The following is an 11433-nucleotide window of genomic DNA, read 5'->3' on the forward strand; positions in this document are numbered from 1 at the left end:
ATCGGGGGCGTGCGGGAGTGGCTCGCCGCCCCGCACGCCCCCGATGGCGCACCCACCTGCTAGCGGGCGGCGCGCTGGGGCATCAGGGGGCTGGCCTGGCGGGCCTGGGGGATCGGGGGGCGGGGGGCCGGGGCCGTGGCGGCGGTCTCGGTGTCGCGGGGGGCGGGGAGGAGTTCGGCGGAGGGGCGGCGGACGCCGTACCTGCGGTGGACGGCCTGCTTGGTGACGCCGAGGGCGGAGCCGACGGAGTCCCAGGAGAAGCCGAGGGCGCGGTCGAACTCGACGGCGGCGGCGACCAGGGTCTCGACGCTCTCGCGCAGTTCCTGGGCGAGGCGGACGGTGGGGGCGGGGGCCCGGCCGTAGACCACGAAGCCGGCCGAGGTACTGGGGCGCCGGGGCCGGTAGACGTTGCCCAGCTGGGCGGTGAGCGTGCGGAGGGCGTCGACCTGGCGTCGGACCCGCTCGATGTCCCGCACCAGCAGGTGCAGGGACGCTCGGGCCCGGGCGTCGTGATTGATCTGCTCGGCCATGGCCTCGTTGCCACCTCTCGGTCGGGTCGCGTGCTCGGGGCGCTCGCGCGTCCCGGTCAATTCGCATTGACCAACGCACGTCGGGTCGTTGGGTCACGCCCGGAGTGCGAGTCGGGATATGCCGATGACCGCTCCGAACCGGTGGCGGGTATTGCATAGACTTCCCGGTAGGTCGTTGTTTCCGTCCCGTTCGGGTGGCAGAGGGAGTCGCAGTCTTGGCAGTTCAGCCGATCCGGATCTTCGGGGACCCGGTGCTGCGGTCGACCGCGAAGCCGGTGGAGACGTTCGACAAGGAGCTGCGGAGGCTGGTGAAGGACCTCACCGACACCATGCTGGAGGCGCCCGGCGCGGGGCTCGCGGCACCGCAACTCGGCGTCTCGCTGCGGGTGTTCACGTACAACGTGGACGGTGTGGTGGGGCACCTGATCAACCCGGACCTGTCGCTGACCGAGGAGGAGCAGGACGGCCCCGAGGGCTGCCTGTCGCTGCCCGGCCTGCGGTTCGACACCAAGCGGGCGTTCGGCGTGGTGGCGAAGGGCTTCAACATGTACGGGGATCCGGTGACGGTGGAGGGCACCGAGCTGCTGGCGCGGTGCATCCAGCACGAGACGGACCACCTGGACGGGATCATCTTCATCGACCGGCTGGACCGGGAGACCCGGAAGGCGGCGATGAAGGCGATCCGGGAGGCGGACTGGGGCGGGGCTCCGGCGCCGACGGTGAAGATCTCGCCGCATTCCACGTTCGGTGTCATTCGCTGACGGCCCGGCGCTGACGAACCGTTCGTTCCTGCCGGGTGTTCCGGCGGGATTGCCGGAGGGTCGACGGAGCGAAGACCCGGTCGAGCGACGATCATTTTCCGGCAATCCGATGTTCTGACCAGTGCGGTTTCCCGCTGGTCGGTTGGACTTCAAGAAAGGCCCATGCCCGTGCGTCTCGTCTTCGCCGGCACCCCCGAGGTCGCCGTTCCCGCCCTGGACGCCCTGCTGGCCTCCCGGCACGAGGTGGTCGCCGTGGTCACCCGCCCCGACGCCCCGGCCGGGCGCGGGCGCAGGCTGGTGGCCAGCCCGGTCGCGCAGCGCGCCGAGGAGGCGGGCATCGAGGTGCTCAAGCCGGCCCGGCCGAGCGAGCCCGCGTTCCTGGCCCGGCTGGCGGAGATCGCCCCCGACTGCTGCCCCGTGGTGGCGTACGGGGCGCTGATCCGGCCCGGTGCGCTGGAGATCCCGGTGCACGGCTGGGTGAACCTGCACTTCTCGCTGCTGCCCGCGTGGCGCGGCGCGGCCCCCGTCCAGCACTCGATCATGGCGGGCGACGAGGTCACCGGCGCGTCCACCTTCCTGATCCAGGAGGGCCTGGACGACGGCCCGGTGTTCGGCGTCCTCACCGAGACGGTGAAGCCCACCGACACCAGCGGCGACCTGCTCGGCCGGCTCGCCCACGCGGGCGCCGAGCTGCTGGTGCGGACCATGGACGCCATCGAGGACGGCACCGCCCGGCCCGAGCCGCAGCCCGTGGACGGGGTGTCGCTGGCGCCGAAGATCACCGTCGAGGACGCCCGGATCGAGTGGACCCACCCCGCGCTGCGGGTCGACCGGGTGGTGCGCGGCTGCGCGCCCGCGCCCGGCGCGTGGACCACGTTCCGCGGCGAGCGGCTGAAGGTGACCGGCCCGGTGCGCCTGCTGCCCGGTGAAGTCGGCCTGGCGGCAGGGGAGTTGGCCGTCAGCAAGAACAGCGTCCGGGTCGGCACCGGCAGCCACGAGGTGGAGCTCGGCGAGGTCCGCCCGCAGGGCAAGAAGGCGATGCCGGCCGCCGACTGGGCGCGCGGCGCGCGGATCGAGTCCGGCGAGCGCTTCGAGGGCTGAGCGCCCCGCCGCGGGCCGGCCTCCGCGCAGGGCGGACGCCTCGGCGCAGAGCGGCGGATGCCGGGTTCGGCCGGGTCTCACCCTAGACTTCACGGTGAGACCCGGCCGCGCTGCCGGGTCGGACCTGATCCGCAGCACTTTGTTTCGAGGCACCCGTTGAGCACCCCCGCCCCCGGCGCCAAGCGCGCCCCCCGCCCGCACCGCCGCCCCAAGAAGGACCCGGCCCGGATCGTCGCGTTCCGCGCCCTGCGCGCCGTCGACGAGCGCGACGCGTACGCCAACCTGATCCTGCCGTCGCTGCTGCGCGAGGCCGAACGCAAGGGCATGGACCGCCGCGACGCCGCGCTCGCCACCGAGCTGGTCTACGGCACGCTGCGCGGCCAGGGCACCTACGACGCGATCATCGCCGCCTGCGTGGACCGCCCGCTGCGCGAGGTCGACCCGCCGGTGCTGGACGTCCTCTCGCTCGGCGCGCACCAGCTGCTCGGCACCCGCATCCCCAGCCACGCCGCGGTCTCCGCGACCGTCGAGCTCGCCCGCGTGGTGCTCGGCGACGGCCGCGCCAAGTTCGTCAACGCCGTCCTGCGCAAGATCAGCGCCCAGGACCTGGCCGGCTGGGCCGCGCAGGTCGCCCCGCCGTACGAGGACGACGCCGAGGACCACCTCGCCGTCGTCCACTCGCACCCGCGCTGGGTGGTCTCCTCGCTCTGGGACGCGCTCGGCCGATGGCAGCCCGAGGACGCCGGCCGCTCCGCGATGGAGCGGCTGCTGGACGCCGACAACGCCCGCCCCGAGGTCACGCTCGTCGCCCGGCCCGGCCGCTCCAGCGTCGCCGAACTGCGCGAGGCCCTGCCGGAGGCCGAGGACGGCCGCTGGTCCCCGTACGCGCTGCGGCTCGCCGAGGGCGGCGACCCCGCCGGGCTGGACGCGGTCCGCGAGAACCGGGCGGGCGTCCAGGACGAGGGCAGCCAGCTGGTCGCCGTCGCCCTCGCCAACGCCCCCGTGGACGGCCCCGACCGGCTCTGGCTGGACGGCTGCGCCGGCCCCGGCGGCAAGGCCGCGCTGCTCGGCGCGCTCGCCGCGGAGCGGGGCGCCGCGCTGGTCGCCTCCGAGAAGCAGCCGCACCGCGCCCGGCTGGTGGCCCGCGCGCTGAACGGCAACCCCGGGCCGTACGCGGTCATCACCGCCGACGGCACCCGGGGCGCCTGGCAGCAGGGCGCGTTCGACCGGGTGCTGGTCGACGTGCCGTGCTCCGGCCTGGGCGCGCTGCGCCGCCGCCCCGAGGCCCGGTGGCGCCGCCGCCCCGAGGACATCGCAGGATTCGGGCCCCTGCAGCGGGAGTTGCTCCGCAACGCGCTGGACGCGGCGCGAGTCGGCGGCGTCGTCGGCTACGCGACGTGCTCGCCGCACCTGGCCGAGACCCGCGCCGTGGTGGACGACGTGCTGCGCGGCCGCGAGGACGTCGAATGGATCGACGCCCGCCCGCTGCTGCCCGGCGTCCCCGACCTCGGCGACGGACCGGACGTCCAGCTGTGGCCGCACCTGCACGGCACGGACGCGATGTACCTGGCGCTGCTGCGCCGCACGGCCTGAGCAGTGCTGCGGGCCCGCCGGTCGCGCACCAGTGCGGCGGACCGGCGGGCCGGGGGCCGCGGTGGACGCGAACGGGGCCGGTCGCTGCGTGCGAGGGTGAACGGGCGCTGCCCGGCGGCGGACCGACGGTGCGTCAGACGTCGACGAGGACGGTGAGCAGGCGCTGCAGGTCGCGCTCGAAGACGGTGTCGGGGGCGGTCGGGGCGGTGCTCTGGGCGAGGGCGGTGGCCAGGTGGGGGTACTGGCCGGTCGCGGTGACCGACTGGAGGTAGCGGACCAGGTCGCTGAGCCAGCGGTGGCCGGCGGCCGTGGAACGCTGCTGCCAGTCGGTGAACTGGCAGACGAAGCCGGTGAGTTGGGAGAAGGCTTCCATCTTCGCGGTGCCGTCGAGCCGGGTGTCGGCGAGGGCGGCGAGGTGGAATTCGGTGACCCGCAGGCCGTTCGGGCCCAGGCCGGGGCGGTGGGCGAGCAGGGTGGTGGCCCAGCTGTGGCGGGTGAGGATCGCGCGCAACTGGCGGGCCAGCAGGGTGAGATCGGCGCGCCAGTCGCCGGAGGGCTGCTCGGGCAGGTCGTACTCGCCGGCCAGCAGGTCGAGCATCAGGTCGAAGAGGTGTTCCTTCTTCGGCACGTAGTTGTACAACGACATGGTCCCGGCGCCGAGTTCGGCCGCGACCTTGCGCATCGTCACCGCGTCCAGGCCGTCGCGGTCGGCGATCCCGACCGCCGCCCGGGCGATCGACACCCGGCTGTGCGCCGGGCGCGGCCCGCGGCCGGAGTGCTCCGGGCGCAGCCAGATCAGCTCGGATTCCTCGCCGGACGACATCGTTGGATCACCTCGGCGGCCAGTCTACGCAGCTGACGGCGGAGCGGGTCCGCGGGCCGCTCCGGTGGCCTACCGTGGTGCCTGCCGGGACGGCAGAACATCGACGACAAGGGGCTGGGGATGGACATTCCGCTGGTGGACGCGGTGGCCGCGGTGCGGGACGAGTTGCTGGAGGCGGCCCGGATCGGGGGCACGCACCCGGATCTGGTGTTCGCGGTGGGGCCGGTGGAGATGGAGTTCGAGGTCGAACTGCGGGCCGACGCGAAGGCGAAGGCAGGGTTCAAGATCTTCGCGGTGGGGGCGGAGACCGAGGGCGGCGTCTCGCGCGGCCGCACCCACCGGGTCTCGTTCACGCTGACGCCGCGCGCGGCGGGCGGCGGCGACCTGCTGGTGCACGGTGATCCGGGGCGTCCGGCGGGCCCGGGCGACACGTCGGACCGCATTCCGGACTGACGGCCCGTCGGATCGGGGATCCGCCGCCGGCTCCGCCGGGGCCGGCGGTACGCCACGGGCGAGGGGAGGGGCCGGGGTGGACCGGCGACGGGTGGTGGGGGTGGACGCGCCGACCGGGCCGGCGTCCGGGTGCGCGATCGGCGGACGGCTGGTGCTGACCTCCGCCCATGCGGTGGCCGGGCCGCACGGCGGGGGCGCGGCGGCCGTCGGGGTGCGGGCGCGGGTGTTCCGGCCCGGCGGGGCGGGGAGGTTCGGCGCGGTCGTGGTGTGGTGCGGCCGCGCCGGCGGCCGGGACGACGCCGCGCTGCTGCGGGTGGACGACGACCCCGGGTGGGCCGAGCCGCGGCCGGTGCGCTGGGGCCGGTTGGTCACCGACCGGACGGGTGTGGACTGCCAGGCGTGGGGCCTGCCCGAGCACGCACAGCGGGACGGCTGGGCTGCGCAGGCGGAGCAGCCGTCGGGGTGGCTGAACCCGGGCACCGGGTACGTCGCCGACCGGTACGTGATGACGGTGCGGGAGGCCGCGCCCGGCCCCGGCTGGGACCGGCCGTCGCCGCCGTGGGGCGGCATGTCGGGCGGGGCGGTGTTCTGCGGGCCGCTGCTGACCGGGGTGGTGGCGGCGGAGCGTGCGTTCACCGGCAACGGCCAGCTGGTGCTGTCGCCCGCGTACGCGCTGCACCACGAGCCGGCGTTCCGGGCCGCGCTGGTGTCGCACGGTATTCCGGCGGCGGAGGTGGAGGCCGTGGAGCTGCACGAACTGGCGGATCCGGCGGCCCATCCGGAGCGGCACGGCGCGCCCATGCGGTCGCCCGCGGCGCTGCTGCACGCCGCCCGCCGGATCGTCCCGTTCCACGGCCGGGACGGCTTGTTGGAAGAGCTGCGGGAGTGGTCCGTCCCGGCCGGGTTCGACGCCGCTCTGGTGCACGGGCCGGCCGGCCAGGGCAAGACCCGGCTGGGGCAGGAGTTCGCCGGCGAGCTGTCGGCGCGGGGCTGGGCGGTGCTGTGGCCCCGGCCGGCGGCGGCCGCCGAGGAGCTGCACGGGCTGCGGGAGGTGACCCGGCCGCTGCTGGTGGTGCTCGACTACGCGGAGAGCCGCACCGAACAGCTGGTCGGGCTGGTCCGGGCGGCGGCGGACCACTCGGGGAGCCGCCCGTTCAAGGTCCTGCTGCTGGCCAGGGCCGGCGGCGACTGGTGGGAGCGCGACCTGCGCAGCCGGATCGGCGAGCAGTTGGACGGCGCGCCGGAGTGGCCGCTGGGCGGCCTGGAGGACGACCGGCCTGCCGACCGGTCGCACGCGTACCGGGCCGTGGCGGCACGGTTCGCGGCGGCGCTGCCCGCGCTGCCGGGCTGCGGGGGCCCGGACTGGGCGGCGCTCGCCGCCGCGCTCCCCGGCCCCGGCGAACTGGGCGACGCCCGGTACGGCAATCCGCTGACCCTGCACATGACCGCGCTCGCCGACCTGCTGGACGCGGCCCGGCCGGGCACCCGCCGCGGCGGCGCCCAGCAGGTCGAGGACCGGCTGCTCGACCACGAGCGCAGCTACTGGCTGCGGGCCGCGCAGGCGCGCGGGCTCCGCCCCGTCCTGTCGCCGGAGACCCTGGAAGCGGCGCTCGCCGCCGCCCACCTGAGCGGTGCCGCCGGGCTGGAACAGGCGCGCGCGCTGTGGCTGCGCGTCCCGGCGCTCGCTGACCAGCCGGCCGACGTCCGCGACCGGGTCACCCGCTGGCTCGCCGACCTGTACCCGGCCGTCGCGCCGCGGCCGTTCGGCGCCCTGCAGCCGGACCGGCTGGCGGAGCGTCAGGTGGCTCGCGTCCTGCTGGCGGACCCCGCGCTGGCCGGCGGACTGGTGGCGGGCGCGGACCGGGCGCAGCGCGGTCAGCTGGTCACCGTGTACGCGCGGGCCGCGGCGGACCCGCTGCTGGCCGGCGGCCTGGACGCGCACCTCACCGAGCTGTGCGTCCGCCACCACGACCGGCTGGCCCGGGCGGTGGTGGACGCCGTCACCCGCAGCGCCCGGCCCGCGCCGCTGGTCGCCGCGCTGCGCGCCGTCATCGAGGACCGGTCGGTGCCGCCGGCGGACCTGCGGGCGCTGCGCGGACTGTTCCCGGCGGCGAGTGTGGCGCTGGCGGACACGGCGGTGCGGCTCGGGCAGCGGATCGTCGAAGGGTGCCGGGCGGAGGCGGCGGCCGATCCGGACACCGGTCTGCCGGTGCTGGCGGTGGCCCTGGGGGAGTTGGCGGAGGCGCTGGGCACGGCCGGACGGCACGGGGAGGCGGTGGCGACGGCCGGGGAGGCGGTCGAGCTGCACCGGCGGCTCGCCGAGGACGACCCGGAGGAGCAGCTGCCGAGGCTCGCGCTGAGCCTGGGCACGCTGTCGAAGGTGCTGCTGGTGGCGGGCCGCAACGAGGAGTCGCTGCCGGTGCTGCGGGAGGCGGTCGCGGTGGGCCGGGGCCTGACCGGGCTGGACGGCGGCTACCTGCTGGACGCGGCCGGGCCGGGCCGCGCGGTGGCGGTGCGGCCGCCGGACGCGGAACTGTCGCAGGCCACCCGGGAGTCGGTGGAACGGTTCCGCCTGCTGGCCGGCGCAGACTCGACGGCCTATCTGCCGCACCTCGCGCTGATGCTGGTGCTGCAGGCGGCGGGCCTGGCGGCCGTCGGCCAGTTCGAGGAGGCGGTCGAGCCGGCCCGCGAGGCCGTGGGGCGGTTGCGGGGCCGGCCGGAGCGGGCCGGGGAGGAGCTGCTGGTGCTGGTGTCGGCGCTCGGCGTGCTGTCCGGGTGCCTCGGCGCGGCGGGCCGGACCGAGGAGGCGGCCGAGGCGGCCAGGGAGGCGGTGGCGGGCCTGCGGGAGCTGGCGGAGTCGGGCGGGACGGCAGAGCTCGGCCTCGCCCAGGCACTGGCGGGCCTGTCCCGGATCCTGGGCGAGGCGGGCCGCCACGGGGAGGCCGTGGCGCTGGCCCGAGAGGCGGTCGGCCGGCTCCGGCCGCTCGCGGCCGACGATCCGGACGCCCATCTGACGCACCTGGCGCAGGAGTTGAACAACCTGGCCATCCAGCTCGGCGAACTGGAGGAGTGGGACTCGGCGTTGGAGACGGCGGCCGAGTCGGTGCGGCACCACCGCCGGCTGGCGGGGCTGGGCGGCGGAGGGCGCCGGCAGCCGCTGGCGCTGGCCCTGGTCGCCCTCGCCAAGGCGCTGGGCGACCAGGGCCGCTGGGAGGATGCCCACGAGGTGGCCCGGGAGGCGGTCGAGCTGTTCCACCCGGCCGCCGAGGGGGAGGTCGAGGAGCAGTCGATCGGCCTCGCGGCGGCGTTGATGAGCGAAGCCCGGGCGCTGAACGCCCTGGACCGGCACGCCGAGGCGCTGCCGGTCGCCGAGCGGGCGGCCGCCGTGCTCCGTGCGCTGCCGCCCGACGGCGGCCGGCGGCAGATGCTCCACGAGGCGCTCGCGCTGCGGGCCGCGAACCTCTGCGCGCTGGGCGAGTGGGAGGCGGCGGAGCAGGCGAGCCGGGCGGTCCTGACGGCCGACCGCGGGGCGCCGCCCGGCCGGCGGAGCCGTTCGGCGACCGCGCTGCTGGCCCTGTACGGCATGCTGAACGACACCGGCCGGTTCGACGAGGCGCTGCCGGTGATCGCCGAAGTGGTCGACGGGCGCCGGGCCGCCGGGCAGCGGTCCGGACTCGGCGTGGCTCTGACGTTCCACGCCAAGGCACTTGCCGCCGTCGGCCGGACCGACGAGGCGCTGGGGGCGGGGGAGGAGGCTCTGGCGTACTGCCGGGAGCTGGCCGCCCGCAATCCGGCCGCCCACCGGCGGGGGCTGTGCCTGGCGCTGAACGCCCAGGCGGTCAACTTCGGTGCGGCCGAGCAGTGGGAGCGGGCGGTGGAGCTCGCGCGCGAGGCCGTCGCGCTGTGCCGGTCCGGGCTCGCCGCCCAACCGGTGTCGTACGTGCCGCAGTTGGCGCACGCGCTGGACACGCTCGCCCAGGGCCTCGGGGAACTGGGCGACAGGGAACGGGCGTTGGCGGCACGGCAGGAGTCGGTGGCGCACTTCCGGGAGGCCGTCGCCCGCCGGCCGAAGGTCCACCTGGACGGGCTCGCCGTGGTCCTCGGCGGCCTGACGATCGACCTCGCGGATGCCGGCCGGCTGGAGGAGGCGGCCGCTGCCGGGCAGGAGACCGTCGAGCTGCGCCGCCGGTCGGCGGCGCTGTCCCCGGTGCACCGTGCCGCGTTCGCCGGGAGCCTGATCGTGCTGGCGGCGGTGCTGGACCGGCTCGGCCGGCGGAACGAGTCCGCGCCGCTCCGGGACGAGGCGGTCGGACACCTGCGGGAGCTGGCCCGGCAGCATCCCGCACGCCGCCCGGACCTGGTGGAAGCCCTGTTCGACCGGGCTGCGGGCCTGTGCGCGGCGGGTCGGCCGGACGAGGCGCCGGCCGACCTCCGGGAGGCGGTCGGCCTCGCCCGGGCGCTGGCCGAGTCGGGGCCCGGGCACGCGGAGCTGTACGCCCGGGTGGCGAACGGGTCTGCGGCGATGCTCGCCTCGTCCGGCCGCTGGGAGGAGGCGTTGGCGGTGGGCACCGAACTGGTCCGGAGGCTGCGCACGGCGGAGCGCGACGGCGGTCGACGGCCGGAGCTGGCCGACGCGTTGACGGCGCGGTCGAGCGTCCTGCTGATGGTGGGCCGCTGGGAGGAGGCGCTGGTGGACTGTGCGGAGGCCGTCGGGCGGCTGCGGGAGCAGTCGGAGCGTCCGACGGACCTCGCGCTGGCGCTGTCCAGCACGGCCGCGGCGCTGCTGGCGGCCGGACGTCCGGCGGAGGCGCTGCCCGCGGCGGCGGAGGCCGTCGCGTTGCTGCGGGCGGCGGCCGGACCGGACGGCGGACGGACGCCGGAGCTGGCCGGAGCGTTGGGCGCCTGGTCGGGGGCCATGGCGGCGCTGGGGCAGGCCGCGGAGGCGATCGCGGTGGGCGAGGAGGCGGTCGGACTGCTGCGGTCGGCGGCGGCGGACGAGCCGGCCGCCCATCGGCCGGCGTTCGTCCGGGTGCTGGGCGCCCACATGGTTCAGCTGGGTGCCATGGAGCGCTGGGAGGAGGTGCTGGCGGCGGGTCGGGAGGTTCCGGAGCTGCTCGGGCCGCTGCCCGAGGGGGCCCCGGTCACGGACCGCTCGCTGGCGGCGTTCGTGCTGTCGGTGCTGGGCCGTGCGCTGGCCGAGTCGGGTCGTTGGGAGGAGGCCGCGGAGCGCTGGGCGACCGGGGGCGAGGCGCTGGAGGCCCTGGTGGAGGACGGCTCCGGGCTGCTCCTGCCCGCGCTGGCCGAGACCGCCGGTCTGCTGGCGGGCGCGCTGGTGGCGCTGGGCCGGTCCGAGGAGGCCGAGGTGCTGAACGCCGAGGCGGCGGAGTGGAGCCGGACGACGCAGGGGCCGGAGCCGGCGCAGCTGTGCTCCTGGCTCGCGACGGGGTGGAACGTGGTCGCCGCGATGCTGTACCGGCAGGGCCGGTTCGAGGAGTCGGCGCAGGCCTGGTGGGAGGTCGTCGAGCACCGCCGCCGGTCGGCCGGGCAGGATCCCGACCGGTACCTGGCGCCGCTCGCCGACGCGCTGCACGGCCTGGTCGGCGGTCTGCTCGGCGCCGGTCTGCCGGAGGAGGCGCTGACGGCCGTTCAGGAGGCGGTCGGGATCGGCCGGGCGCGGCTGGCGGAGGAACCGGGCAGCGCCGACCGGACGGCTTGGCTGGCGGGCGTGCTGGACACCCGGGCGGTGGTGCTGCACCTGCTGGACCGTCCGGCCGAGGCCGCTGCGGTCGCGGAGGAGTCGGCGGGGTACTGGCGCCTGCTGGTCGCCGGCGACCGGGCCGCCGGGCCGGCCCTGGCGGTGTGCCTGGTCCGGCTCGCCGTGTGGCGGGAGGCGGTCGGCCGGGACGCCGACGCCCGGGCGGCGCTGCGCGAGGCGCTCCCGCTGTCCCGCGCCCTGGCCGACGAGGACCCGGAGCAGTTCGGCGAGGCCTACCAGGACGTGGTGTACCTCCTCGAGGAACTCGACGCCGAGGAGTTCGACGCCGAGGAGTTCGGCACGGGGGAGTTGGACGCCGCGGACTGACCGCTGTGCGGAGCGGTCGGCCAGGGGGAGCGGTGGACCTCGTCGTCGGTGGTGATCGCGCTGCCCCCCTTTTCTCCGTACGGCGTACCT

The 11433-nt window shown here is 76.7% G+C and carries 7 protein-coding genes; 5 read left to right on the forward strand and 2 right to left on the reverse strand.

All coding sequences use genetic code 11. The annotated features are described in order from the left end of the window. Nucleotides 1-59: 59 nt before the first annotated feature. A complete protein-coding gene (locus tag ACFV1L_RS19270; RefSeq protein WP_380367310.1) occupies nucleotides 60-530 on the reverse strand; it encodes a hypothetical protein in 471 nt (156 codons plus the stop codon). A 215-nt stretch (nucleotides 531-745) separates the two neighbouring features. Between ACFV1L_RS19270 and def the strand changes: the two genes are divergently transcribed. The 3 genes from def (at nucleotide 746) to ACFV1L_RS19285 (ending at nucleotide 3985) form a co-directional block, all read left to right on the forward strand. Next, nucleotides 746-1291 carry a peptide deformylase gene (gene def / locus ACFV1L_RS19275; protein WP_380367312.1) on the forward strand — a complete coding sequence of 182 codons (546 nt, stop codon included), beginning with the start codon at nucleotides 746-748 and terminating at the stop codon, nucleotides 1289-1291. Between the two features lie 168 nt (nucleotides 1292-1459). Continuing rightward, nucleotides 1460-2392 carry a methionyl-tRNA formyltransferase gene (fmt, locus tag ACFV1L_RS19280; protein ID WP_380367457.1) on the forward strand — a complete coding sequence of 311 codons (933 nt, stop codon included), beginning with the start codon at nucleotides 1460-1462 and terminating at the stop codon, nucleotides 2390-2392. A 156-nt stretch (nucleotides 2393-2548) separates the two neighbouring features. After that, nucleotides 2549-3985, forward strand: a complete 1437-nt coding sequence (locus ACFV1L_RS19285) for an RsmB/NOP family class I SAM-dependent RNA methyltransferase (protein WP_380367314.1) — start codon at nucleotides 2549-2551, stop codon at nucleotides 3983-3985. 133 nt (nucleotides 3986-4118) lie between these two features. On the opposite strand, the gene ACFV1L_RS19290 is transcribed toward ACFV1L_RS19285, so the two are convergent. Then, on the reverse strand, nucleotides 4119-4808 hold the full coding sequence (locus tag ACFV1L_RS19290; RefSeq protein WP_380367316.1) for a TetR/AcrR family transcriptional regulator: 690 nt from the start codon (nucleotides 4806-4808) through the stop codon (nucleotides 4119-4121). 120 nt (nucleotides 4809-4928) lie between these two features. Between ACFV1L_RS19290 and ACFV1L_RS19295 the strand changes: the two genes are divergently transcribed. Then, nucleotides 4929-5261 (forward strand): trypco2 family protein, encoded by a 333-nt coding sequence (locus ACFV1L_RS19295; RefSeq protein WP_380367318.1) that lies wholly within the window; start codon nucleotides 4929-4931, stop codon nucleotides 5259-5261. Nucleotides 5262-5337: 76 nt separating this feature from the next. Then, nucleotides 5338-11343: a hypothetical protein gene (locus tag ACFV1L_RS19300; RefSeq protein ID WP_380367320.1), complete on the forward strand. Its 6006-nt coding sequence runs from the start codon at nucleotides 5338-5340 to the stop codon at nucleotides 11341-11343. Nucleotides 11344-11433: the final 90 nt, after the last annotated feature.

The organism is Kitasatospora sp. NPDC059646 (assembly GCF_042734615.1).
In the GTDB taxonomy this organism is placed as follows: domain Bacteria; phylum Actinomycetota; class Actinomycetes; order Streptomycetales; family Streptomycetaceae; genus Kitasatospora.